Raw genomic sequence first — 22,921 nt, forward strand, 5'->3', positions numbered from 1 at the left:
CCCGCCGCCGGGGACTGCTGCCACCGCTATCCGGGTACCCCGGTGTTCATGCGAATCAGCGTGGTGGACGTGGGCTCCAAGACGGTGCGCCTGGTCGTGGCGGACGCGGAGGGCGGGGTGCCGCTGCCCGTGCACACCGCGAAGTGGCGGCTGCGGCTCGCCGACGAGGTGCGGCCCGGCGCGCCGATCCCGCAGACCGCCGTCGACCGTCTCACCGAGGCGGTCGCCGAGGCCGACCGGACCGCGGACAAGTGGGGCGCGGCCGGACCGCTGGCCTTCGCCACCGCCGTGGTGCGTGCCGCCCCCAACCGCCGGGAGGTGCTGCGGGCCGTGCGCGCGGAGACCGGCGTGGAGCTGTGCACCCTGCCCGGCGAGGTCGAGGCGGAGCTGACGTTTCTCGCCGCCCGGCGCTGGATGGGGTGGCGGGCGGGGCCGCTGGCGCTGCTGGACATCGGCGGCGGGTCGCTCGAGGTGGCGTTCGGTCGTGGCCGGCTGCCGGACTTCGCGGCGTCGCTGCCGCTCGGCGCGGGACGGCTGACCCATGAGTTCTTCATGGACGAGGATCCCCCGCTGCCGCAGCAGGTGCGGGCGCTGCGCCGCAAGGTCCGCCATCAGCTGCGGGACGCCGGGGCCCGGATCCGCTGGGAGGGGCCGCGCACCGCGGTGGCCACCTCCCGCACGTTCCAGCAGCTCGGGCGGCTGTGCGGGGCCGCGCCGGGGCGGCACGGGCCGTTCGCGGATCGGTACCTGCGCCGCGCGGACCTGCGGTCCGCCGTGGAGCGGCTGGCCGCGCTGCCCGCCGTCGAGCGGGCTCAGCTGCCCGGCATCTCCGCGCCGCGCGCCGCGCAGAGCCTCGCCGGCGCGCTCGTCGCGCACACGGCGATGAAGGTGACCGGTCTGAAGGCGCTCACCGTCTGCCCGTGGGCGATCCGCGAGGGCGTGCTGCTGCGCCACGTGGAGGAGGGTCCGTCGTGGTGGGCCGATGTCTGCCGCCGGGACGAGGACACCGTCCGCGCGGACTCCGTGCCGCTGCGCATCGCGAGCACCACATCCTGACCCCAGTGAACGGAAGGAGCGGTCACCGTGTCGGCCGACGACAAGCACCAGGACGACAGGCAACGCGACGGCGGGGGGCAAGGGGAACAGCCGGAGACGGCGTTCGAGGAGGTGCTCCAGGAGATCCTGGACGAGGAACGCCGCGTCCGGGACGGCGAGGAGCAGCGCCGCCACCGGGGTGAGGCCGGGGAGGCCGTCACCCCCAACACCGAGGCGGAGGAGGAGTCGCGGGGCGAGTGAGGCCGCCCCGCCGCGGCCGGCCCGGGGTACCGGGCCGGCCCAGTGGAAAGCGGAAGGCGCTCCGACCTGGGTACCCGCTCCTCATGGAACATGAAGGAGCACGACCGGAACGTGAAGGACCGCGCCTGCCCGAGCCCCGTGGGCCGCTGTCGGCGGCCGTGGTGGACTGTCTGCGGGCGGCGGGCCCGGCGCCGGACGCCGGGGCGGCCGCGGCCGCGGACCCGTACGGCGACGACCTCCAGCTCGCCCTGTACGTCTGCTACGAACTGCACTACCGCGGGTTCGCCGGGGTGGCCCCGGACCGTGAGTGGGACCCGGAGCTGCTGCGTTTCCGGGCGGCGCTGGAGCACCGCTTCCTGTCGGCGCTGCGGGCGGACGTCCCTGCGCACGACGGTGTGGCGGACGCGCTGGCCGGCCTGCTGGTGGAACCGGTGGACGGCACCGGACTCAGCCACTATCTGCGGGACGAGGGCGAGCTGTGGCAGCTGCGCGAGTACGCGGCCCAGCGTTCCCTGTACCACCTGAAGGAGGCTGACCCGCACGCCTGGGTGCTGCCCCGGCTGTGGGGCCGGGCGAAGGCGGCGATGGCGGCGGTGGAGTTCGACGAGTTCGGCGGCGGCCGGGCCGACCGGGTGCACGCCCGGCTGTTCGCCGACCTCATGACGGACCTGGACCTGGACACCACGTACGGCCGCTATCTCGACGAGGCGTGCGCTGAGGCCCTGGTCGTCGTGAACCTCATGTCCCTGTTCGGCCTGCACCGCTCCCTCAGGGGCGCCCTCGTGGGGCACTTCGCCGCCGTGGAGGTCACCTCGTCGCCGGGTTCACGACGGCTCGCGGAGGCGATGCGCCGCACCGGGGCCGGGCCGGCGGCCGAGCACTTCTACGACGAGCACGTGGAGGCGGACGCGGTGCACGAGCAGGTGGTCCGCCACGACGTGATCGGCGGGCTGCTGGACGAGGAGCCGTACCTCGCGCCGGACGTGGCCTTCGGGATCGACGCCACCGGCCATGTCGAGGACCGTCTCGCGGACCGGCTGCTCGCCGACTGGCGGGCGGGCCGCTCGTCGCTGCGCCCGAACGGCGCGTTTGAAACATCCTATATTTCCTGAATGCGGGGGTACTGGGACGGGGTGAATCCCTTGATCGCACCCGGCGTATACCACCCACAGGAGGACACCGCCCTGCTGGCGGCGGCCCTGTCCGACGAGCCGTTGCCGCAGGGCGCCGACGTCCTGGACGTCGGCACCGGATGCGGTGCGCTGGCCCTGGCCGCCGCACGGCGGGGCCACCGGGTCACCGCCGTGGACGTGTCCTGGCGGGCCGTGTGGAGCGCGCGCGTCAACGCATGGCGGTACCGGCTGCCGGTGAGCATCCGGCACGGCAATCTGTTCGAGCCCGTACGCGGGCAGACGTTCGACGTCATTCTTGCCAACCCGCCCTACGTGCCCGACCCCGATGACAGCCGCGCCCCGCAGGGCCGGGCCCGCAGCTGGGACGGGGGCAGCGACGGGCGGCTCCTGGTGGACCGCATCTGCCGGGAGGCGCCGGGACTGCTGCGGCCCGGCGGGGTGCTGCTGATGGTCCACTCGGCGCTCAGCGACCCGGACCGGACGGTGGGGCAGTTGCGCGCGGCCGGCCTGAAGGCCGCCGTGACCCGGCGGCAGCGGATCGCCTTCGGCCCGGTGCTGCGGGAGCGGGCGGACTGGCTGCGGGAGCGGGGGCTGCTGGCCCCCTCGGAGAACAAGGAAGAGCTGGTGGTCGTCCGTGCCGAACTCCCCGTCTGACGGCCCGCGCCGGATCAGGGTCCGCCGTGAGGGCCCGATGCTGGTCGAGGGACCGGTGGAAGTGGAACTGGAGGACGGTACGACCGTCTCCTCCGACCGCTTCCGGGTCGCTCTGTGCACCTGCCGGCGCAGCCGCCGGTTCCCCTGGTGCGACACCAGTCACCGCGCCCGGACCCGCGACAAATGATCCAGGGGCCGGCGGGCGGCCCCACTCCGCCCACCGACCCCTGCCGCGAGATCGCCACGGTCCGTGACAAGAACCCGCACTCCCCACCTGCGGGCGTCCTGCTGCCATCACGGGATCCGTGCGACCCCGGTCCTTAGAACGCGTACACGCTGCTGCTGGACGCGTTCATCACACATTCGTTGCCGAAGGTGCGCTCGTAGGAGACGCGCTGCCCCTGCCAGACACCGTCGACGGTGACGACCACGGGGTCGTACTCGCGGGTGCACAGGATGCCGCTCTCGCTCTCCAGCGCGCCGAGGTCACCGTCGACGCGGCGCAGTTCCGCGCACGCCGAGACCGGGTCCGGGTGCGTGCCGGACGGCTTCGGGGCGCAGTTCAGTGTCACCGCGCGTTCCGGTGTGACACCGGCGGCGGTCTCACCGTGGCCCACGGTGAGGACCAGGGCGGAGGGCGCGTAGAGCGTGGCGGGCGCCGCGTGCGCCGCCCCGGTCAGGGGTCCGGCGAGCGCGGTGGCCGCGAGGGCGAGGATCGCTGCCCGGCGCGCGAAGTTCCGCATTGTGTGCTTCCTTCCGCTTGATTGCGTTGAGTGCCGGACCGCACGCGGTGAGTGCCGACCGGCGAGCGCGAGTCTGCCGAGTCCGCCGCGGAAACTCATCTCGACCCCACTGGTTTCAGTAACATTGCGTATTGAAACAGTGGCGTGAAGTTACGGGATTCGAACGTTCCAACCGCCAATCTGCGCGGTTCTTGATCGATTCGGGTGACCGGATGGCTTGATTCCCCGGTCTCGTTAATCGGCCTGAAACATTCCGAATCTGCCGGGCGGCGGTGGCCGAACCATCCACCCCGGGCGCCGGAATTGGATGAAACGCCACCTGGCGCCGGACTTGATCACGGCCGTAGCGTCTGCGGATCCCGTCGAACGGCCTGTGCCCGCGCCGCCCACCCCGCGACCGGGCCGGCCGTTCCCCCTCGCCGCGCCACAACGCGCTCCACCCCGATCCCCCGCTGGAGCTGGAGCCCCCATGTCCCCGCAGCCGCCCCCGCAGCCGTCCCTCACCGAGGTCGAGGCACACGGCGTGGAGCGCATCCCCGACGCGGACCGCACCGCGTCCCCGTTCGACCTGTTCCGGCTCGCCTTCGGCGGCGCCAACACCTTCTCGACGTGCGTCCTCGGCGCGTTCCCGGTCCTCTTCGGCCTGTCGTTCCTGCAGGGCCTCGCCGCCACCCTCCTCGGGGTGATCACCGGAGCCCTGATCCTCTGCCCGATGGCCTTGTTCGGCCCGGTCAACGGCACCAACAACGCGGTGTCGTCGTCAGCGCACCTCGGCGTGCACGGCCGGGTGGTGGGCTCGTTCCTGTCGCTGCTGACCGCGGTCGCGTTCTTCTCGCTGTCGGTGTGGAGTTCCGGCGACGCCCTGGTCGGCGGCGCCCACCGGCTGTTCGGCGTGGAGCGCGGCGACCTGTCGTACGCCGTCGCCTACGCGCTGTTCGCCGGGCTGGTCCTCGCGGTGTGCGTGTACGGCTTCCGGTTCATGCTGTTCGTCAACAAGATCGCGGTGACCTCGGCGACCCTGCTGTTCCTGCTGGGCGCTTTCGCCTTCGCCGGCGACTTCGACCCGTCGTACGCGGGCGTCTTCACCGAGTCCGCGGACCCCGCGACCCAGGCCCTGTTCTGGCCGTCGTTCATCGGCTCGGCGCTGATCGTGCTGTCCAACCCGGTGTCGTTCGGGGCGTTCCTCGGCGACTGGTCCCGCTACATCCCGGCGAGCACCCCGCGCCGCCGGGTCGTCGGCGCCGCCTTCCTGTCGCAGCTGGCGACGCTGCTGCCGTTCCTGTTCGGGCTGACGACCGCGAGCGTCATCGCCACCAAGGCCCCGGAGTACGTCGACCCGGCCGCCCCCGACTTCGTCGGCGGGCTGCTCGCCATCTCGCCGTCCTGGTTCTTCCTGCCGGTGTGCCTGCTCGCGCTGATCGGCGGCCTGTCGACCGGCACGACCTCGCTGTACGGCACCGGCCTGGACTTCTCGTCGGTGTTCCCCCGGCTCTCGCGCGTGCGGGCGACGGTGCTGGTCGGCGTGGTGGCGGTGGTGTTCATCTTCGCCGGCCGGTTCGCCCTGGACCTCGTGCGGTCGATCTCCACGTTCGCCACGATGATCGTCACCTGCACCACCCCGTGGATGGTCGTGATGATGCTGGGCTACTGGACCCGCCGCGGCTGGTACGACCCGGAGGCGCTGCAGGTGTTCAACCGCCGTCAGCGCGGCGGCCGTTACTGGTTCGCGCACGGCTGGAACTGGCGCGGCATGACCGCGTGGTGGGTGGCCGCGGCGGTCGGGGTGCTCTTCACGAACATCCCCGGCCAGTTCGTGGGCCCGCTGGGCGGGCTGGCGGGCGGCGTCGACATCGGCCTGCCGCTGTCCCTGGCGGTCGCCGCCGTCCTGTTCCTGACGCTGCTGTGGCTCTTCCCCGAGCCCCGCGCGGTCTACGGCCCCGAGGGCGCCCGGCTGGTCCGTACGGCCGAGGTGCCGGTGCCGCCGATCACCGGCGCCGACGGCGGCGGGGAGGTGCCTGACCGCACCGCGCGGGTCGGCTGAACTCGCCCGGCTCCCGCGGAAATCCGTGCCCGCCGGCTGATCCCGCCGAGGCGTACCGGCCGGTATGGTCTGCGTCGGCGCAGGCTCGACGGCGAGAGGCGGACGGATGGCCAAGCACTGGGCGGACTTCCAGTACGAGATCTATCTGAACGGGATGACCGGCGCGATACCCCGGCTCCCGACCGATCTGACCCGGCTGGAGGAACTCACCGAACGGCGGCTCGGGCCCGGCCCGGTCGGCTACGTCGCGGGCAGCGCGGGCGACGGCAGCACCGCCCGCGCCAACCGGGCGGCCCTGGAGCGGCGCCGGATCGTGCCGCGCATGCTGCGCGACGTCCACGAGCGCGACCTGTCGGTGGAGGTGCTGGGCCGCGCGCTGCCCGCCCCGCTGGCGCTGGCCCCGGTCGGCGTGCTGTCGATCATGCATCCGGAGGCGGAGCCTGCCGCCGCCCGGGCCGCCGCCGCCCAGGGCGTGCCGTACATCCTGTCCTCGGCGTCCAGCACGCCGATGGAGCAGGTCGCGGAGGCGATGGGCGACGCGGAGCGCTGGTTCCAGCTGTACTGGGCCAAGGACCGGGAGGTGACACGGAGTTTCCTGGACCGGGCCAAGGCTGCCGGGTTCAGCGTGCTCGTGGTCACCCTGGACACCCCGCTGCTCGCCTGGCGGCCGCGCGATCTCGACCAGGCGTACCTGCCGTTCCTGCACGGGGTCGGCACGGCCAACTACTTCACCGACCCCGCCTTCCGGGCGGGGCTGGCCAAGCCGGTGCACGAGGATCCGAACGCGGCCGTCATGCACTTCGTCGGCATGTTCGCCGACCCCGGCAAGACCTGGCCCGACCTGGCGTTCCTGCGGGAGCACTGGGACGGCCCGATCGTCCTCAAGGGCGTACTGCACCCGGACGACGCCCGGCTCGCCGCGGAGGCCGGCATGGACGGGGTGGTGGTCTCCAACCACGGCGGCCGTCAGGTGGCCGGCTCGGTGGCCGCGGCCGACGCGCTGCCCCGGATCGCCGAGGCGGTCGGAGACCGGCTGACGGTGCTGTTCGACAGCGGCGTGCGCACCGGCGACGACATCTTCAAGGCGCTCGCGCTCGGGGCGCGGGCAGTGCTCGTGGGACGCCCGTACGCCTACGGGCTCGGCCTGGACGGGCAGGCGGGCGTCGAGCACGTCATCCGCTGTCTGCTCGCCGAACTCGACCTCACCCTCGCCCTGTCGGGCCACGCCACGCCCGGCACCGTGACCGCCGCCGACCTCGTGGAGGAGACCGCGTGACCGCCGGGAGGAACGTGCTCGCGGTCGTGTCCCCGCATGTCGGCGGCCGCGCGTCCGGTGCGGCGCTCGCCCGGCTGTTCCCCGGCGAGACGGACGTCACCGTCGTCGAGACGGCCGACGAGGACCCGGCCGCCCTGCGCGCGGCCCACGTCATCGTCACGGCGCTCGCCCCGGTGACCGCCCGGCACATCGCGGAGGCACCGGAGTTGAGGCTGGTGCAGTGTGCGAGCCACGGCTACGACTACGTCGACGTGGCCGCCGCGCGGCGGCGCGGGGTGACGGTGTGCACGATCGGCTCCAGCGGCGCCGAGGCGCAGAACGTGGCCGAGCAGACCTTCGCCCTGCTGCTCGCCCTCGCCAAGCGGCTGATCCCGGCCCACAACGCCCTCACCGAGGCGGACTGGGCGCTGCCCCGCCTGCAGAGCGGCCTCACCGAGCTCTCCGGCAAGACCCTCGGCATCGTGGGGCTCGGTCAGATCGGGCAGCAGGTCGCCAAGCGGGCGGCGGCGTTCGACATGAGCGTCGTGTACGCGGGCCGGCGCAGGGCCGAGCCGGAGACCGAGGCACGGCTGGGCGGCGCCCGCCGGCTCCCCCTGGAGGAGCTGCTGCGCACCTCCGACTACGTCACCCTGCACGCCCCGCTCACGGACGGGACCCGGCATCTGCTGAACGCCGAACGCCTCGCCCTGCTCAAGCCGACGGCGTTCGTGGTGAACACCGCGCGCGGCGCCCTGATCGACCAGGACGCCCTCGCGGACGCCCTGGAGCGCGGCGCCCTCGCCGGAGCGGGCCTCGACGTCTTCGACCCCGAACCGCCCACCCCGGCACTGCGCCTGCTGAAGTCGCCGAACGTGGTCCTCTCCCCGCACGTCGGCGGCGTCACCCGGGAGACGGTGGTCCGCATCGCCCTCGCCGCGGTCGGCAACGCCGCGGCCTTCCTGACGGGCGCACAGCCACGTGACGTGGTGAGCGGGACGGAGGCGGTGTGAGCCGGGCCCGGGGCCGGGGTGAGCGGCACCCCGGCCCCGGGCCCGGCGGGTCCCGGTGGCCTCCGGTGGCGGTCCGGCTAGCCCGCGGCCGGCAGGCCGGCCGTGCGGGCCGTCGCCGAGGTGGTCGCGGTGTCCGACTGGGAGTCCGCGTCGGCGAACCAGCGCTGGGACGCGGAGCCGTCGCGGACCTTGACGACGATGTCGGCACCGGGCTCGCCGGTGGTCGGGGCGAGGGCCAGCTGCTCGTCCCAGCGGGGCAGGAACTCGCCCTGGACGGTGAGGTCGTACCGCACGTCGTCGCCGCGCTCGTCGTCCGCGTCGGCGCACTCGCCGAGGATGACGACCCCGGCGTCCGCACGCGAGTCGAGGCACAGTCCGGGGTCGGCCACGCTGCGCAGCAGTCCGTCGTTCTCGTACGACCACTGCTGGGTCCACTCCGCGGAGCAGGACGCGGGTTCGACCGCGGCGCCGGCCTGCGGCTCGCCCTGGATGTCCAGGCACAGGTCGCCGGCCGTGTTGCGGATCCTGGTCTGCCGGGACTCGCCGGGCACGCGGGCGGTGTCCGGGGGTGTGGTGGTCGTCCCCGCGCGGTCGGCGGGCGCGCCGGCGGAGGCCGTCGGGTCGGCGTCACCGTCGTAGGACAGGCTTGTGGCGAGGACGGTCGCCAGCAGTCCGGCGGAGGCGATGCCGACGCCGGTGCGCAGCGCCCGCGAGGAGCGGACCACCGCGCTCGGCAGCCGCGGCAGCATCCGTGCGCGTCCGGCCCGGCGCCCGCCTCGGCCGCGCGGCCGGTGCTGGTTGCGGCCGGGCCGTGAGTCGAGGTAGCGGCGGGCGCCCCAGCCGAGCACCGCCTCGGCGAGCAGCGCGCCGAGGCCGGTCTCGACGAGGCCGAGCTGCTCGGCGGCGTCGCGGCAGTGCCGGCACTGCGCCAGATGGTCCTGGACGTCCGGGAGCAGGGCGCCGCCGCGCCGGATGGGGACGTCCAGGAGCCGGTTGTAGAAGCGGCAGTCCGGGCTCGGGGCGAGCTGCTGATGGGCGCGGACGCAGCCTTCCCGGAATTTCTCCCGGGCCTGCGCCAGGGTGATCGCCGCGGTGTCGGCGTCCATGCCGAGCAACATGGCCGGGAAGTCGAGCGGTTCGGCTTCGACCTCGGTGTGCCACAGCAGACAGCGGGCCGGTCCGGGCAGCTGCTGGAAAGCGCGTTCGGCCAGCTTGCGGTTTTCCGGTGTCATGGACTTCGCGGCGCGCATACCGCGTCCTCCGGCGGGTTTCCGCAACTCCGGGAGCACGGTGGATATCCGGTCCTCGGCGGACCAGTGCCGGACGGTGTCCCGCACGGTGACGAGCAGCCGGGGCCGCAGCGCGACGCCGGCGTCGCCGAGGGTGAGCCGGTCGAGGACCTGGTGACAGGCGGCCGTGGTGACCATGGCCGCGACGTTCGCGGAGGTGGCGAGGCAGATGGCCGCGTAGGCGTGCGCGGACGGCCAGTGCCTGGCCAGCAACAGCGCGGCGGCCTGGGAGACTTCGGCGTCGGGCACGCCGCTGAGCCGGGCGGCCAGCACCTCGTCGGAGGGGACGGTAACACCGTCGGGGAACGACGGTGAATCGGAGCGGGCAGGGTGGGGGGTGAACACGTGCGGATTCCTTCCCACGTATATGGGACAGCCGGAGTTCTGTTCACCGAAAGGAAGCCGACTTGGTGCGTACCTTATTGGCGGGCTACGGGAGCAGAAAATCCGGTGGATCACTTTTGCACAACCGAGTCGTGCGCAACAAGGCACTTGAGCAACATCTGCGCCTCTGAAATAAAGTCAGATTCCGCGTCAACTGGCGCCGTTCGTCCTGCCATTCGCTTTTCCCCGCACCCCGTGTGAAACCCCCGCCCACGACGGGCCCGCCGCGCACGCTCCCGCCGGGGCCCCGCCCGCGATGCACTGGAGGTGGCCTCTCCGCAGGCCCCGCGCGGGACGGCGGCACTCCCGCGCGTCACGGCCGCCGGCCGTGTTCCTCCCGCCCTCGGCCGGCGGCCTCCCCCGAGGGCGGGAGCGGCACGCCGGCGCCGGGCGGGGGTCAGATCTGCCAGGAGCGCAGCCGGTCGGCGGCGCCGTAGACGTCGGTCTTGCCGTCCATCAGGTCGCGGGCGAGGTCGACCAGGGCGCCGTACGGCGGGTCGATGCCGACACCGCTGACGAACATGTAGGCCACGGCGGTGGCGCAGGCGAACCGGGCGTTCGCGGAGGGCAGCGGGCGCAGCAGGGCGAGGGTGTGCAGCAGCGCGGCGGCCCGCCAGGCCGGGTCGGAGTCGACGCCGAGCCGTGGCGGGTCGACGCGGTGCCGGGCGACGGCGGCGACCAGCGCCGAGAAGTCGTTGATGGTCGGCTGGTCGGGCAGGACCTCTTCGTGACGCTGGAGCAGCCAGGGCACGTCGATGTGAAGGACGGGTGCCATCGGTCAGGCGGCCCGTCCCTCGCCGCCCGCGGGCGGCTCGTCGTCGGGGAAGGCGGCCGCGAACTCGTCGGCGTGGGCGGAGAAGAACCGGCGGAAGGCCTCGGCGCCCTCCTGCAGCGCGCGGTGTCGGGCGATGTCGGCGGCGGCCGCCTCCCGTACGAGGGCCTTCATCGACGTCCCGCGTTCCTTGGCGATCTGCCGCAGGTCCTCTAGCTCGCGTTCACTGAACTCCACGTTGAGGGCTGGCATGGGCTCACGGTACCGCGCGGGTACTTACCCGTAAATATCCCCAGCTCAGGGGGGCCAGGAGACGGTACCGAGGGGTTCGAAAGCGGTCGGAATCGACGAGATGCGCGTCACATTCGAACCCCTCGGCGATCAGCCCTGGTCCGCCACGAAGGCGGCCACCCGGGCCAGGGCGGCGTTCCAGTTGATCGTGATCTCGTTGGTCGACCAGGACTGGATGTCGTCGATGTAGCAGAACTGGCCGACACAGCCCTGGAGTCTGCTCTGCGCCAGGGGGTCCTGGATGCTCGAGTTCGGGCCGCCGGACAGTGAACCGGCCGGCGGGTTCGGCAGGTTCGGGTCGAGCTGGCGGGCGTACCAGCGGCTGTGCTGGTTCTGCGCGCTGACGTCGCCGTAGCCGGTGACGTAGGAGATGTTCAGCGCGTTGCGGCCCAGGACGTAGTCCATGGTCTGGACGGCGCCGTCACGGTACTTGGCGGAGCCGGTGATGTCGTAGGCGGTGGCCAGGACGACGGCGTTGTTGAGGACCTGGTGGTTCGACCCCCAGTCGAATTTGTTGTCGTCGGGGGCGTAGGGCAGGCCGTAGGGGTGGGCCTTCAGCGTCGACAGGTAGCGGTCGGCGCCCTTGACGACGGACTGGCGGACCTTGTCCCGGCCGGGGAGCCTGCTCGGCACGGTGGCCAGGTCCAGCCGGGCGGCCGCCGCGGTGCGCGCCCAGTCGAAGCCGAGCGGGCCGAAGATGTCGGCGGTGTGGACCGGGGAGGTGCGCACGAAGTCGGCGAACCGCTGTTCGCCGGTGGTGAGGTACAGCTCGGCCGCCGCCCAGTAGAACTCGTCGTCGACGGCGCGGTCCGGGTAGGCGCCGCCGCCGATGCCGTCGTTCTCGTCGGCGTACACGGCGGGGTGCGCCTCGGCCGCCGCCCAGGCCTCGCGCGCGGCGGCGAGTGCCCGCGCGGCGAACTCGGCGTCGTAGGGCTTGTACAGGCGGGCCGCCTGGGCGGCGACCGCCGCCAGGTTGAGGGTGGCCGCGGTGGTCGGCGGGTGCAGCTCACGCTTCTGCGGGTCGTCGCTCGGCAGCAGCGGCAGGCCGGTCCAGTTCTCGTCGTGGATCTTGTGGTGGGCCATGCCGGCCAGGGGCTGCCCGTCCGGGACCTGCATCTTCAGCAGGAAGTCCAGCTCCCAGCGGACCTCGTCGAGGAGGTCGGGCACCTTGTTGCCGCTCTCCGGGATGTCGAGGGTGCCGTCACGGAAGCGCCCGGCCTCGCCGGTGCGGGCGTGCAGCGCGCGCTCGTAGGTGCTCAGCAGCTCCCAGACGGATATGCCGCCGTTGACGACGTACTTGCCGTGGTCGCCCGCGTCGTACCAGCCACCGGAGACGTCGAGCCGGTAGTCGCACACGCCCGGCTGACACGGCACGTCGGTGTCGCCCTGGTTGGGCGCCACGCCCACGTGGCCGGCGGGGCGGCCGTAGCCGGGGCGCAGGTCGTCGCGGATGGCGAGGCCGCTGCGCTGGGTGTAGTAGAACTTGGCCGCGTCGGTGCTCAGCCGGTCGTAGGCGCTCGCGCCGATGTCGAAGGGGCGGCTGGTCTCCCCGTCGGCGACCAGGGTGAAGCCCTTGCCGCGCGTCTTGTACGCGCCGAAGTCGAGGGAGTGCACGTTCTGCCCCGAGGAGGCGTCCTCGCCGCGCGGCGCGGTCCAGCCGCGGGCGACGACCGCGCCGTCGGCGTTCTTCAGCTGCCAGGGCAGCCGCTCGGCGGCATCCGTGACGAGGGTGGCGTTCTTCGGGCCGGACGGCAGGTACGCGACCTGGTTCACGCGGACCCGCGGCCCGGTGTCGGGCTCGTACGGCTCGGGTGCCACCCCGCCGAGCAGGGAGACGTCGTCCAGGCAGAACCGCCAGGGCTCGGCGCTGCCGCCGAGCTGGAAGCCGACCTGGCCCTGGGTGGTGTCGACGGGCGAGGTGAACGTGTACGAGTAGCTGTTGCCGGAGACGCTGAGCTGCGGGCTGACCTCGAACCAGGTGTCGTACGGGGCCACCGACAGTCCGACGATGGCCCGGACCACGTGGTCGGCGGGGGTGCCGTCGGCGCTGAAGGAGATGCGGTACGACTCCCCTTTCACCAGGGTCACGTCGTTCTGGCCGACGGCGGCGTCCCAGCGGTTGGTGGTGCCGCCCGGCACGTCCGCGCACAGCTTGCCCTCCGACAGGCCCGCGGTGACGTTGCCGGAGGCCCACCAGGGGTCGGTGGTGGTGTCGAAAGTGCCGTTCCTGATCTGCTCGACCTCGTCGGCCTGGGCCGGAACCGTGGTGAGCGCCGCGCCCAGGAGTGCTGTCAGGGACAGCAGCGCGGTTCTGCGTCTGTTCACGTCGGGGCTCCTCGGGAGGTACGGGTGGCGCTCCCGGAATGGGAGCGCTCCCAAGTTGCGGACGCAGGCCATGCTTGTGGGAGTCATGACATGGCGTCAACGGTCCGGAGGGGACCTGTTGCGACGCGCCCGGGATTACGGAGGGCGACGGTCCGGCGGCACGCGGCGGCGGCACCGGCGGCGTGGGCGTCCGACGTGCCCGGGCGCGCTCCGGCGGCCGGCACGGCCTACCGGCGATCGGAACCGATCCGCGAGTGACCGCGGAAGCACCCCGTGTCCCCCCGGTCACACCGCATGGGCCCCGTTCCCGTCCAGGCGGAGGCCGGAAGCACTACGCTGGAACGGAAGTGACTCGCTTGTTGACAGTGAGTGTGCGATGGAGTGGCGACGATGAGCCCGGATTACCCGTTCGACGAGGCCGCGACGGCCCGGGCTGTCATCGCCGACGACGGAACGCTGACCGACTGGAACGAGGGCGCTCGGCAGCTGCTGGGCTGGACGGCCGACGAGGTCGTGGGACGGCCCGCCGCCCGGCTGGTGGATGGCTCCACGCCCGAGACGCGGGGCGGCCGCTGGGCCGGCACGGTCACCCTCCGTCACCGTTCGGGCGGCACCGTCTCCGTCTGGCTGCTCGCCCACCACCAGGTGCCGCCCGACGGCCCCGGCCAGTGGCTGGTGGTCACCCCGCTGGGGCCCGACGGCCCCCACTCCCCCGACGACCCGCTGGAGTCCGCGGCCCTCGTCCAGTCCCCCTGCGCGGTGGCCGTCTACGACGAACGGCTGCGGCTGCGCACCCAGAACGACGCGATGACCGAGGTGACCGGCCTGCCCGCGGAACTCGTCCGGGGGCTGCGGCTCTCCGAGATCGGCGGGAAGCCGCAGAGCGAGGAGCTGGAGCGGTGTCTCCTCCAGGTGCTCACCACCGGGCAGGCCCAGGACGTCCAGACGTATATGCGGGCCGGCGGCGAGGACCGCGCGCACGCCTGGCTGGCCCGGATGGCGCCCGTCACCGACGCCGAGGGGCGGGTGCACGGCGTCTGCCTGGCCGCCCACGACGTCACCGACAACTACCTCGCCCGGCAGCGGCTGCACCTGGTCAACGAGGCCAGCGTGCGCATCGGCAGCACCCTCGACGTCACCCGCACGGCCCAGGAACTGGCCGACGTCTGCGTGCCCGCGCTCGCCGACTTCGTCAGCGTCGACCTGTTCGACCCGCCGGAAACCGGCGGCGAGCCCCCGGCGAGGGTCCGCGCCCCGGTGACCCTGCGCCGCGTCGCCCACCGGTCGCTGCACCCGGGCACCCCGGAGGGCCTGGTCGAGCCCGGCCACACCGCGGTGTATCCCGTCGATTCCCCGCAGGCGGACTCGCTGGTCGCGGGCCGCACCATCGTCGCCTCGTTCGCCACCGGCGACCTCACGCGCTGGCTCGCCCAGGACACTCCCCGCCGCGAGCGCTACCGGGAGTACGGCTTCCACTCCACGATGTCCGTCCCGATCCAGGCCCGCGGCACCACGCTCGGCGTGGCCGTGCTCAGCCGCTCACGGCGGCCGGACCCGTTCAGCGCGGACGACGTCCTGATCGCCGAGGAGATCACCGCCCGCGCCGCGGTCTGCGTGGACAACGCCCGCCGCTACACCCGCGAACGCGAGACCGCCCTCGCCCTGCAGCGCAGTCTGCTGCCCCGCAGGCTGCCGAGCACGGCCGCGCTGGAGGCGTCCTCGCGCTACCTCCCGGCGGCCCAGGCCGGGGTCGGCGGCGACTGGTTCGACGTGATCGCGCTGTCCGGCATGCGGGTCGCGATGATCGTCGGGGACGTCGTCGGACACGGCATCCAGGCCTCCGCCACCATGGGCCGGCTGCGCACCGCCGTCCGCACCCTCGCCGACATCGACCTCGCCCCCGACGAACTCCTCACCCACCTCGACGACCTGGTGGTCCGGCTCTCCGAGGAGTCCGGTGAAGGCAGCCCCGGCGAGGTGGGCGCCACCTGCCTGTACGCCGTCTACGACCCGGTGTCGCGGCGCTGCACCGTCGCCCGTGCCGGGCATCCGGCACCGGTCGTGGTGCCGCCGGACGGTCCGCCCGAGGAACTCGACCTGCCCGCCGGGCCGCCGCTGGGGGTGGGCGGGCTGCCGTTCGAGGCGACCGAGCTGTATCTGCGCGAGGGCACCCTGCTGTCGTTCTTCACCAACGGCCTGCTGGACAGCCCCGGGCGGGACGTCGAGACCTCGCAGCGGCTGCTGCGTGAGGCGCTGGCGCAGCCCGGCCCGGATGAGCGCGCCTCGCTTGACGACACCTGCGACCGCGTCCTGCACACCCTGCTGCCGGCCGGCGGCTCCCGTGACGACGTGGCCCTGCTGCTGGCCCGCACCCACGGGCTGCCCGCCTCGCAGGTCGCCACCTGGGACATCCCCGCCGACCCGGCGCTGGTCGCGCCGATCCGCAAGCAGGTCGCCGAACAGCTCAGCAGCTGGGGACTGGTCGAGGCCTCCTTCACCACCGAGCTGGTGGTGAGCGAACTGGTCACCAACGCCATCCGGTACGGCTCGCACCCCATCCGGCTGCGGCTGATCCACGACGCGGACACGCTGATCTGCGAGGTCTCCGACACCAGCCACACCGCCCCGCACCTGCGCCGCGCCAAGACCTGGGACGAGGGCGGGCGCGGTCTGCTGCTGGTCGCCCAGCTCACCCAGCGCTGGGGCACCCGGCACACTCCCGAGGGCAAGACGATCTGGGCGGAGCTGGCTCTCGTCGAGGAGGAGTGAGGTATCGCCGGCGCGGGGCGGGGAACCGGTTCCCTCAGGCACGCATCGGCGAACCTCCGGGAGTGGTGAGGGCCATGGCGTCTCTTTCCCCGTTCCCCCGCCGCGCGGCGCTCGCCGTCGCGCTGGCCGCACCGGTCCTGCTGACCGCGTGCGGCGGCAGCGGCGCGGCGGGCGGTACGGCCGGCGGTACGGCGGGCGCGCCGGCCGCCGCGAGCGGCAGCCCCTCGGTGACCCCGGCGGCCCCGTCCAGCCCGGCGACACCGACGGCGTCGGAAGTCTCCCCCGCCCCCTCCCCCGGCGGCACCCGCTGCCACACCTCCGAACTGCGCGCGTCCGTCGGCCGCAACGATCCCGGCGCGGGCCAGGAGAACCATCCGATCGTCCTGACCAACGTCTCCGAGCGCCCCTGCACCCTGTTCGGCTTCCCGGGCGCCGCCTTCGTCGACGCGTCCGGGAGGCAGCTGGGTCCGGATCCGGAGCGCGTGCCGGAGACGCCCACGCGCGTCAGGCTGGCGCCGGGCCAAGGGGCCCGGGCCGGCCTGTCGTACGCGAACCCCGAGATCAGCGGGGCCCGGACGGCGACCCCCGCCGCGCTCCTGGTCACCCCGCCGGACGAGCGGGAGCCGCTGAGGGTGCCTTGGACGGCCGGTGAGGTGCCGGTGGGCGGGAACGAGTCGTCGGTGTCCCTGACGGTGGTCCGGGCGGGGACGGCACCCTGAGGCGCGCCCCGTCAGTGCCCGGCGATCGGGTGCGGGGTGTAGGGGCTCTCCAGTTCCTCGATCTCCTTCTCGGTCAGCTCGAGTTCCACCGCGGCCACGGCGTCCTCGATGTGCTGCGGCTTGGCGGCGCCGATGATCGGTGCCGTCACGGTGTCCTGGTGCAGCAGCCAGGCGAGCGCCACCCGGGCGCGGGGGACGCCGCGCCCGGCGGCGATGCGGCCGACGGCGTCCACGATGGCGTGGTCGCCCTCCTGGTAGAGGGTGCTGCCGAAGTTGTCGCGTGAGCTGCGCTCGGTGACGGTGCCCCAGTCGCGGGTGAGCCGGCCGCGGGCCAGCGGGCTCCACGGCAGCACGCCGACGCCCTGGTCCGCGCAGAGCGGCAGCATCTCGCGCTCCTCCTCGCGGTAGAGGAGGTTGTAGTGGTTCTGCATGGTCACGAACCGGGTCCAGCCGTGCCGCTCGGCGGTGTACTGCATCTTGGCGAACTGCCAGGCGTACATCGAACTCGCCCCGATGTAGCGGACCTTGCCCGCCTTCACCAGGTCGTGCAGGGCCTCCATGGTCTCCTCGACCGGGGTCTGCGGGTCGAAGCGGTGGATCTGGTAGAGGTCGACGTAGTCGGTGCCGAGGCGGGCGAGGCTGTTGTCGATCTCGGTCATGACGGCCTTGCGGGACAGGCCCGCGCCGTTCGGACCGGGCCGCATCCGGCCGTGCACCTTGGTGGCGAGCACGATCTCGTCGCGGCGCGCGAAGTCGCGCAGCGCCCGCCCGACGATCTCCTCGCTGGTGCCGTCCGAGTACACGTTGGCGGTGTCGAAGAAGGTGATCCCGGCTTCCAGCGCCTGCCGGATCAGCGGCCGGGACGCCTCCTCGTCGAGGGTCCACTCGTGCACGCCCCGGTCGGGAAGGCCGTACGTCATACAGCCCAGACAGATCCGCGACACGTCCAGGCCCGTCGAACCGAGCTTCACATACTGCATGGTGGCTGCTCCTGCCTTCGGGGTCTTGACCTTGACACAGTGACAAGGCCTTCACTGCGGCCAAGGAGGTGGTCCCATGATCATGCCGAACGAGGCCACGAACACCATGCGAATCCTCCAAGGTCTGGAGCACGACAGCTCGTCGGTGCGGCTGCGGGCCGCGCTGGCGGTCGGCACCGCCCCGGACCCCGGGTTCGTCGGCAAGCTCGTCGAACGGTGCGCGGTCGAGCCCGAGTTCCAGGTGCGTGAGATGCTCACCTGGGCGCTCACCCGTCACTCCTCGTCGACCACGGTCCCCAGGCTCGTCGAAGAGCTCCGCTCGCGGCGTCCGCAGGCGCGGAGCCAGGCCCTGCACACGTTGTCCAAGGTCGGGGACCGGCGGGCGTGGCCGGCGATCACGCGGGCGCTGCTGACCGACGCCGACGACGAGGTGGCGCGGAGCGCCTGGCGGGCGGCGGTCGCGCTGGTGCCGGAAGGTGAGGAAACCGAGTTGGCGGAAGTGCTGGCGACGCAGCTCGGGCGCGGCGGGCGTCCGACGCGGCTGAGCCTGAGCCGGGCGCTGATCGCGCTCGGTGCGGCGGCCGTGCCGGTGCTGCGGGCCGCGATGGCGGACCCCGATCCCGGGGTGCGCGAGCACGCGATCGCCACGGAACGGTTGTCGCGCGACCCGGATGCCGGATTCGAGTTCGCGATCGAGGAGGCGAAGCGCATCGTGGTCCTGGGCACGAACGGCCAGGAGGAGTGACAGGCAGTGTTGATCGGTGACGTGGCACGACGGTCCGGGGTCAGCGCCCGCATGCTCAGGCACTACGAGTCGCTGGGACTGGTGCGGCCGACAGGCCGTACCCGGGGCGGGTATCGCGAGTACTCCGGCGACGACATCCGGCGGATCTTCCACGTCGAGAGCCTGCGGTCGCTGGGGCTGTCGCTGCGTGAGGTCCGACGCGCTCTGGACGATCCCGGCTTCAAGCCGTCGGAGCTCGTCGACGACCTCGTGCGCCAGACGCGGGAGCGCATCGCGGCCGAGACGGGACTGCTCACGCGGCTCCGCCGGATCGGTGCCGCGGAACCCGCCGACTGGGAGGACGTCCTGCAGATCGTCGCGCTCCTGCAGGCGCTGGGGTCGGACAGCGCCGGGAAGCGCCAGCGCGCGGCGCTGTCCTCGGTCGAAGGGGTTGCGGTGCCCGCGGAGGCCCTGGTCGAGGCGGTGTTGAGCGAGAGCGACCCGAACGTCGCCGGCGCCCTTCGATGGGCTCTGGCGCAGTCGGGCGACGGCGTACTCGCCCTGCTGGCGCAGGGCCTGGGCGCACCGGCGGTCGAGGTGCGCGCGCGTGCCGTCCAGTCCATCGCCGATTTCCCGGGCGGTGAGGCGACCGGCCTGCTGCGGGACGCGCTCTCGGACGCCGACGTCGTGGTCCGCAGACGCGCGGCTCTGGCGCTCGGGGCGCGCGGGGTGGCCGACGCGATTCCGACGCTCATCGACATGATCGTCGAGGAGGCGAACGACGTGGACGCGGCCGACGCGCTCGGGGCGCTGGCGGCTGATCCCGCCTTGGCGGACCGGATCGCCACCGGGCTCACCGACCGCCTCGCCCGCACCGCCGGTGAGGCGTCCGCACGCCGACGGCTGACGCAGGCGCTCGCGGACATCCCGGGGAGCACGACGACGCGTGCCCTCGCGGATCTGTCCCAGGACGAGGACCGTGCCGTCGCGCTCACCGCGGCCTACCTTCTCGAGCTGCGCAAGGCGGGGTGACGGGTCGGAGCGCTGTGACTCCGCGGGTTCACGCCGGGGTGGTGCCGGGTGCCGTGCCGCCGGCGTGTCCTACCGCTCGACCAGGTCCAGCGCCTGTTCCCAGGGGAACTCCGCCGACTCCCGGTCCTCGCCGGAGCAGGGCTCGCCGAAGCGGACGCCCATGGCGCGCAGCCGGGTCAGGCTGTCCTGGTAGGCGGGGTGGGCGGCGAGGGCGGCGCCGACGCGGGGCAGGGCGGCGACGGGGACGCCGAGGCCGGTGGCCTCGCAGAGGGTTGCCACGGCGAGGGTGTCGGCCAGTCCCGCCGCCCACTTGTTGACCGTGTTGAAGGTGGCGGGCGCGACCACCACCGCGTCCGGGGGCGGGAAGGGCCGGGGCTCGCCGGGGGTGCGCCAAGCCGAGCGGATGGGGCGGCCCGTGGCGGCCTCGACGGCGGCGGTGTCGAAGAAGCCGTTCATGGCGACGGGGGTGGCTATGACGCCGACCTCCCAGCCCCGCCGCTGGGCGGCGGCGATCAGTTCGCCGACCCCCTCGGCGATCCCGGCGGCGCAGACGACGACGTAGAGGAAGGGTTTTCCGGCCTGTTGGGTCACGCGGGCACCCTACTGAACGGGCTTCCTGCTGAACGGGCTTCCTAGCGAAGGGGGAAGGTCCGCCCGTGCTCGGCGGTGGGGCGCGGGCCGTGGATGCGGCGCTCGTGCTCCTCGATGCGCACGTCGTCGATGCTCGCCTCCCGCCGGGTCATGAGCCCCTGCTCGTCGAACTCCCACAGTTCGTTGCCGTACGACCGCCACCACTGCCCGTCGGCGTCGCGCGACTCGTACTGGAAGCGGACCGCGATGCGGTTGCCGTCGAAGGCCCAGAGGTCCTTGCGCAGCGCGTACTCCCGTTCCCGCGCCCACTTGGCGGTCAGGAACCCGACGATCGCGGCGCGGCCGGTGAGGAAGGTGCCGCGGTTGCGCCACACCGAGTCCTCCGAGTAGGCGAGCGCCACCCGGTGCGGGTCGCGGGTGTTCCAGGCGTCCTCCGCGGCCTGGACCTTCCGCGTGGCGGTCTCGCGGGTGAAGGGCGGCAGGGGCGGGCGGGTCGTCATGGTCGGCTCCCTCCGACGCAGCGGGAGAACGATCGTTCTCCGCGAGGCTGCTACCGTAGGAGAACGCTCGTTCTCCCGTCAAGGAGAGGCCCGGAAGAGGTGGCTCATGGACAGCGCGGTCGCCCGGGAGCGGGCACTGGACGCGGCTGAGGAGCTGTTCTACGCGCGCGGCGTGCAGTCGGTCGGCATGGACGACATCCGGAGCGCGTCCGGGGTCTCCCTCAAGCGGCTGTACCAGCTGTTCCCCGCGAAGGAGCAGCTCGTCGACGCCTACCTGGAGCGGCGCGACGTGCGCTGGCGGGGCCGGCTCGCCGAGCACGTCGCCCGGCACGAGGATCCGCGGCGGCGCGTCCTCGCGGTGTTCGACCGGCTGGAGGACTGGTTCGCCGAGCCCGGCTTCCGGGGCTGCGCGTGGATCAACGCGTACGGCGAACTGGGGGCCACCTCGGAGCGCGTGGCCGAACGGGTCCGGGCGCACAAGGCGGCGTTCCGGGACTTCCTGGCCTCACTGGTCGCGGACGCGGGGCTGCCCGCCGCGCTCGCCGGACCGCTGTTCCTGCTGGCCGAGGGCGCCATGGTCACGGCCGGCATCACCGGGAGCACCGCACCGGCCGCCGAGGCACGCGAGGCCGCCCGGCTGCTCCTCGGAGCCGCCTCCCAGGACACGAAGGAGTGAGCGCGCAGGCGGCGTGGAAGATTCGTACGACTCCTGATGTTGGACTGTCACGCTAACCGGCCCGGCCACGCCAGTGGACGGGCGAAGTCGAAGAGGGGACGGACGACATGCCTCTTGAGGGCGAATACGAACCCAGCCCGGAGCAGTGGGTGCGCGAGCAGGTGGAGCTGTACGAGAGCTCCGGCGGGACGAAGGGCACGACCCTGATGGACACCGGGATGCCGGTGGTGCTGCTGACCACCCTCGGCGCCCGGAGCGGCAAGATCCGCAAGACGCCGGTGATGCGCGTCGAGCACGAGGGCCGTTACGCCGTCGTCGCCTCCCTGGGCGGCGCCCCCAAGCACCCGGTCTGGTACCACAACGTCAAGGCCAACCCCCATGTGGAGCTCCAGGACGGCCCGGACAAGCAGGACATGACGGCCCGTGAGGTCACCGGCGCGGAGAAGGACGAATGGTGGGAGCGGGCCGTCGCCGCGTACCCGCCGTACGCCGACTACCAGAAGAAGACCGACCGCGTGATCCCGGTGTTCGTGCTCGAACCGACCGGCTGAGCGGGACGGCGTACGCCGCCCGCCCCGCCCCGGAAGTATTTCCCGCCCGGCGTGCATGAACCGCCTCACACCGGGCACCCGCACGTCAGGCCCCGCCGCGCTCCCCCGTCGCGGCGGGGCTCTCCCCTGCCTCCTGCGCGGGCCGGTCGGTCACATCGAGGAAGATCTGGTCCGCCTCGGGGACGGTACGGCCGATCGAGCGCTTGATCCGCACGGCCACCTCCTCCACGAGCTCGCTGTCCAGGCCCGGTACCAGGTCGATCCGCGCCGCGACGAGCAGCGAGTCGATCCCCGTCTTCATGGTGAACAGCGCCTCCACGCTGTCGATCTCCGGCTGCGCCCGCAGCAGCGACCGGATCCGGCCGCTCGCCTCGGCGTCGGCGGCCTCCCCTATCAGCTGGTCGCGGGCGTCCCGGCCCAGCCGGTAGGCGACGTACACCAGCAGCGCGCCGATCGCGAGGGACGCGGACGCCTCCCACACCACCTGCCCGGTCGCCATGTGCAGCGCCATCCCGGCGATGGCGAGCGTCACCCCGAGCACCGCCGTGCCGTCCTCGGCGACCACCGTGCGCAGCGCGGGGTCGCGCAGGCCGTCCGCGACGCCCTGCCGGCGCAGCTGGTGCAGTGCCCGCAGCAGCGAGGCGCCCTCGGCGAGCAGCGCCACGCCGAGCACGACCAGGCCGGCCACATAGCCGCCCAGCCGCTCCTCGGTGCCCTTGGTGAGTGCTTCCACGCCCTGGAAGACGGAGAAGCAGCCGCCCATGACGAAGATGCCGACGGCCGCGAGCAGCGACCAGAAGAACCGCTCCTTGCCGTAGCCGAAGGGGTGGCGGCGGTCGGCGGGGCGGCGGCTGCGGCGCAGGGCGGCGAGGAGGAAGACCTCGTTGAGACTGTCGGCGACCGAATGGGCCGCCTCCGACAGCAGGGCCGGTGAACCGGCGATCAGCCCGCCGATCGTCTTGGCGGCCGCGATGACCAGATTGGCCGCCAGCGCCACCAGCACGGTGACCCGGGTCCTGCGGTCCGCCTCCCGCCCGCTGTCCTCGATGTGGTGTGCAGTCTTCTGCTTTCCGTCCGCGTTCGATGATGTCCCGCTCACTTCCGCCGACTGCCCGGTGCCGCCGGGATCACACCGTGCGGACGGCGTGAACCGGGGAACTCGGGAACTCGTCGGCAGGACCCGCAC

Annotated in this window: 23 protein-coding genes; 14 read left to right on the plus strand and 9 right to left on the minus strand. The window is 73.1% G+C overall.

Going from position 1 to position 22,921, the window contains the following annotated elements; all coding sequences use genetic code 11:
• Positions 1–48 precede the first annotated feature (48 nt).
• The 5 genes from AMK31_RS09095 (at position 49) to AMK31_RS09115 (ending at position 3,270) form a co-directional block, all read left to right on the plus strand.
• Positions 49–1,056 carry a Ppx/GppA phosphatase family protein gene (locus AMK31_RS09095; RefSeq protein WP_073940133.1) on the plus strand — a complete coding sequence of 336 codons (1,008 nt, stop codon included), beginning with the start codon at positions 49–51 and terminating at the stop codon, positions 1,054–1,056.
• A gap of 27 nt (positions 1,057–1,083) precedes the next feature.
• Entirely contained in the window at positions 1,084–1,296 is a 213-nt protein-coding gene (locus AMK31_RS09100; protein ID WP_073939871.1) for a hypothetical protein, read from the plus strand.
• Between the two features lie 83 nt (positions 1,297–1,379).
• Positions 1,380–2,408, plus strand: a complete 1,029-nt coding sequence (locus AMK31_RS09105) for an iron-containing redox enzyme family protein (protein ID WP_073939872.1) — start codon at positions 1,380–1,382, stop codon at positions 2,406–2,408.
• Positions 2,409–3,083: a HemK2/MTQ2 family protein methyltransferase gene (locus tag AMK31_RS09110; protein WP_073939873.1), complete on the plus strand. Its 675-nt coding sequence runs from the start codon at positions 2,409–2,411 to the stop codon at positions 3,081–3,083.
• Positions 3,064–3,270, plus strand: coding sequence for a CDGSH iron-sulfur domain-containing protein (locus AMK31_RS09115; protein ID WP_073939874.1), 207 nt, complete (start codon positions 3,064–3,066; stop codon positions 3,268–3,270). Before AMK31_RS09110 ends, AMK31_RS09115 begins: the two co-directional genes overlap by 20 nt.
• Before the next feature lie 133 nt (positions 3,271–3,403).
• Here AMK31_RS09115 and AMK31_RS09120 read toward each other — a convergent pair whose 3' ends face one another.
• On the minus strand, positions 3,404–3,826 hold the full coding sequence (locus AMK31_RS09120) for a subtilase-type protease inhibitor (protein ID WP_073939875.1): 423 nt from the start codon (positions 3,824–3,826) through the stop codon (positions 3,404–3,406).
• 469 nt (positions 3,827–4,295) lie between these two features.
• On the opposite strand from AMK31_RS09120, the gene AMK31_RS09125 reads away from it, so the two are divergent.
• The 3 genes from AMK31_RS09125 (at position 4,296) to AMK31_RS09135 (ending at position 8,132) form a co-directional block, all read left to right on the plus strand.
• Positions 4,296–5,867: a purine-cytosine permease family protein gene (locus tag AMK31_RS09125; protein WP_073939876.1), complete on the plus strand. Its 1,572-nt coding sequence runs from the start codon at positions 4,296–4,298 to the stop codon at positions 5,865–5,867.
• A 106-nt stretch (positions 5,868–5,973) separates the two neighbouring features.
• The gene (locus AMK31_RS09130) at positions 5,974–7,143 is read left to right on the plus strand and encodes a lactate 2-monooxygenase (protein WP_073939877.1); all 1,170 of its coding nucleotides are present in this window, start codon (positions 5,974–5,976) and stop codon (positions 7,141–7,143) included.
• Positions 7,140–8,132, plus strand: a complete 993-nt coding sequence (locus AMK31_RS09135) for a 2-hydroxyacid dehydrogenase (protein WP_073939878.1) — start codon at positions 7,140–7,142, stop codon at positions 8,130–8,132. The genes AMK31_RS09130 and AMK31_RS09135 overlap by 4 nt, the downstream gene beginning before the upstream one ends.
• Before the next feature lie 77 nt (positions 8,133–8,209).
• Here AMK31_RS09135 and AMK31_RS09140 read toward each other — a convergent pair whose 3' ends face one another.
• The 4 genes from AMK31_RS09140 to AMK31_RS09155 form a co-directional block, all read right to left on the minus strand.
• Positions 8,210–9,766: an RICIN domain-containing protein gene (locus AMK31_RS09140; protein WP_073939879.1), complete on the minus strand. Its 1,557-nt coding sequence runs from the start codon at positions 9,764–9,766 to the stop codon at positions 8,210–8,212.
• Positions 9,767–10,202: 436 nt separating this feature from the next.
• On the minus strand, positions 10,203–10,580 hold the full coding sequence (locus tag AMK31_RS09145) for a toxin Doc (RefSeq protein WP_073939880.1): 378 nt from the start codon (positions 10,578–10,580) through the stop codon (positions 10,203–10,205).
• 3 nt (positions 10,581–10,583) lie between these two features.
• Complete coding sequence (locus AMK31_RS09150) at positions 10,584–10,829, minus strand: hypothetical protein (protein WP_073939881.1); 246 nt, start codon at positions 10,827–10,829, stop codon at positions 10,584–10,586.
• Between the two features lie 129 nt (positions 10,830–10,958).
• The gene (locus AMK31_RS09155) at positions 10,959–13,193 is read right to left on the minus strand and encodes a glycoside hydrolase family 9 protein (RefSeq protein WP_073939882.1); all 2,235 of its coding nucleotides are present in this window, start codon (positions 13,191–13,193) and stop codon (positions 10,959–10,961) included.
• 390 nt (positions 13,194–13,583) lie between these two features.
• Here AMK31_RS09155 and AMK31_RS09160 point away from each other — a divergent pair, with 390 nt between their 5' ends.
• Both AMK31_RS09160 and AMK31_RS09165 read left to right on the plus strand, forming a co-directional pair.
• Entirely contained in the window at positions 13,584–15,962 is a 2,379-nt protein-coding gene (locus tag AMK31_RS09160) for a SpoIIE family protein phosphatase (protein WP_073939883.1), read from the plus strand.
• Between the two features lie 74 nt (positions 15,963–16,036).
• Positions 16,037–16,681, plus strand: coding sequence for a DUF4232 domain-containing protein (locus AMK31_RS09165; RefSeq protein WP_073939884.1), 645 nt, complete (start codon positions 16,037–16,039; stop codon positions 16,679–16,681).
• Between the two features lie 11 nt (positions 16,682–16,692).
• Here AMK31_RS09165 and AMK31_RS09170 read toward each other — a convergent pair whose 3' ends face one another.
• Positions 16,693–17,661 carry an aldo/keto reductase gene (locus tag AMK31_RS09170; RefSeq protein ID WP_073939885.1) on the minus strand — a complete coding sequence of 323 codons (969 nt, stop codon included), beginning with the start codon at positions 17,659–17,661 and terminating at the stop codon, positions 16,693–16,695.
• A 76-nt stretch (positions 17,662–17,737) separates the two neighbouring features.
• On the opposite strand from AMK31_RS09170, the gene AMK31_RS09175 reads away from it, so the two are divergent.
• Both AMK31_RS09175 and AMK31_RS09180 read left to right on the plus strand, forming a co-directional pair.
• Entirely contained in the window at positions 17,738–18,406 is a 669-nt protein-coding gene (locus AMK31_RS09175; protein WP_073939886.1) for a HEAT repeat domain-containing protein, read from the plus strand.
• A 6-nt stretch (positions 18,407–18,412) separates the two neighbouring features.
• Complete coding sequence (locus AMK31_RS09180) at positions 18,413–19,417, plus strand: HEAT repeat domain-containing protein (protein WP_073939887.1); 1,005 nt, start codon at positions 18,413–18,415, stop codon at positions 19,415–19,417.
• Between the two features lie 69 nt (positions 19,418–19,486).
• On the opposite strand, the gene AMK31_RS09185 is transcribed toward AMK31_RS09180, so the two are convergent.
• Positions 19,487–20,008: a flavoprotein gene (locus AMK31_RS09185; protein WP_073939888.1), complete on the minus strand. Its 522-nt coding sequence runs from the start codon at positions 20,006–20,008 to the stop codon at positions 19,487–19,489.
• 41 nt (positions 20,009–20,049) lie between these two features.
• Positions 20,050–20,508, minus strand: coding sequence for a nuclear transport factor 2 family protein (locus tag AMK31_RS09190; protein WP_073939889.1), 459 nt, complete (start codon positions 20,506–20,508; stop codon positions 20,050–20,052).
• Between the two features lie 106 nt (positions 20,509–20,614).
• Between AMK31_RS09190 and AMK31_RS09195 the strand changes: the two genes are divergently transcribed.
• Both AMK31_RS09195 and AMK31_RS09200 read left to right on the plus strand, forming a co-directional pair.
• Positions 20,615–21,184, plus strand: a complete 570-nt coding sequence (locus AMK31_RS09195) for a TetR/AcrR family transcriptional regulator (protein ID WP_073939890.1) — start codon at positions 20,615–20,617, stop codon at positions 21,182–21,184.
• A gap of 107 nt (positions 21,185–21,291) precedes the next feature.
• Entirely contained in the window at positions 21,292–21,735 is a 444-nt protein-coding gene (locus tag AMK31_RS09200) for a nitroreductase family deazaflavin-dependent oxidoreductase (RefSeq protein WP_073939891.1), read from the plus strand.
• Between the two features lie 85 nt (positions 21,736–21,820).
• On the opposite strand, the gene AMK31_RS09205 is transcribed toward AMK31_RS09200, so the two are convergent.
• Positions 21,821–22,738 (minus strand): cation diffusion facilitator family transporter, encoded by a 918-nt coding sequence (locus tag AMK31_RS09205; RefSeq protein ID WP_073939892.1) that lies wholly within the window; start codon positions 22,736–22,738, stop codon positions 21,821–21,823.
• Positions 22,739–22,921 lie beyond the last annotated feature (183 nt).

Source organism: Streptomyces sp. TSRI0107 (genome assembly GCF_001905845.1).
Lineage (GTDB): Bacteria > Actinomycetota > Actinomycetes > Streptomycetales > Streptomycetaceae > Streptomyces.

What these genes read in the sequence shown, in the direction of transcription:
- AMK31_RS09095 (WP_073940133.1), top strand. Translation starts at nt 49, where the DNA reads ATGCGAATCAGCGTGGTGGACGTGGGCTCCAAGACGGTGCGCCTGGTC.
- AMK31_RS09105 (WP_073939872.1), top strand. Translation starts at nt 1,380, where the DNA reads ATGGAACATGAAGGAGCACGACCGGAACGTGAAGGACCGCGCCTGCCC.
- AMK31_RS09110 (WP_073939873.1), top strand. Translation starts at nt 2,409, where the DNA reads ATGCGGGGGTACTGGGACGGGGTGAATCCCTTGATCGCACCCGGCGTA.
- AMK31_RS09120 (WP_073939875.1), bottom strand. Translation starts at nt 3,826, where the DNA reads ATGCGGAACTTCGCGCGCCGGGCAGCGATCCTCGCCCTCGCGGCCACC.
- AMK31_RS09125 (WP_073939876.1), top strand. Translation starts at nt 4,296, where the DNA reads ATGTCCCCGCAGCCGCCCCCGCAGCCGTCCCTCACCGAGGTCGAGGCA.
- AMK31_RS09130 (WP_073939877.1), top strand. Translation starts at nt 5,974, where the DNA reads ATGGCCAAGCACTGGGCGGACTTCCAGTACGAGATCTATCTGAACGGG.
- AMK31_RS09145 (WP_073939880.1), bottom strand. Translation starts at nt 10,580, where the DNA reads ATGGCACCCGTCCTTCACATCGACGTGCCCTGGCTGCTCCAGCGTCAC.
- AMK31_RS09150 (WP_073939881.1), bottom strand. Translation starts at nt 10,829, where the DNA reads ATGCCAGCCCTCAACGTGGAGTTCAGTGAACGCGAGCTAGAGGACCTG.
- AMK31_RS09160 (WP_073939883.1), top strand. Translation starts at nt 13,584, where the DNA reads ATGAGCCCGGATTACCCGTTCGACGAGGCCGCGACGGCCCGGGCTGTC.
- AMK31_RS09165 (WP_073939884.1), top strand. Translation starts at nt 16,037, where the DNA reads ATGGCGTCTCTTTCCCCGTTCCCCCGCCGCGCGGCGCTCGCCGTCGCG.
- AMK31_RS09170 (WP_073939885.1), bottom strand. Translation starts at nt 17,661, where the DNA reads ATGCAGTATGTGAAGCTCGGTTCGACGGGCCTGGACGTGTCGCGGATC.
- AMK31_RS09175 (WP_073939886.1), top strand. Translation starts at nt 17,738, where the DNA reads ATGATCATGCCGAACGAGGCCACGAACACCATGCGAATCCTCCAAGGT.
- AMK31_RS09190 (WP_073939889.1), bottom strand. Translation starts at nt 20,508, where the DNA reads ATGACGACCCGCCCGCCCCTGCCGCCCTTCACCCGCGAGACCGCCACG.
- AMK31_RS09195 (WP_073939890.1), top strand. Translation starts at nt 20,615, where the DNA reads ATGGACAGCGCGGTCGCCCGGGAGCGGGCACTGGACGCGGCTGAGGAG.
- AMK31_RS09200 (WP_073939891.1), top strand. Translation starts at nt 21,292, where the DNA reads ATGCCTCTTGAGGGCGAATACGAACCCAGCCCGGAGCAGTGGGTGCGC.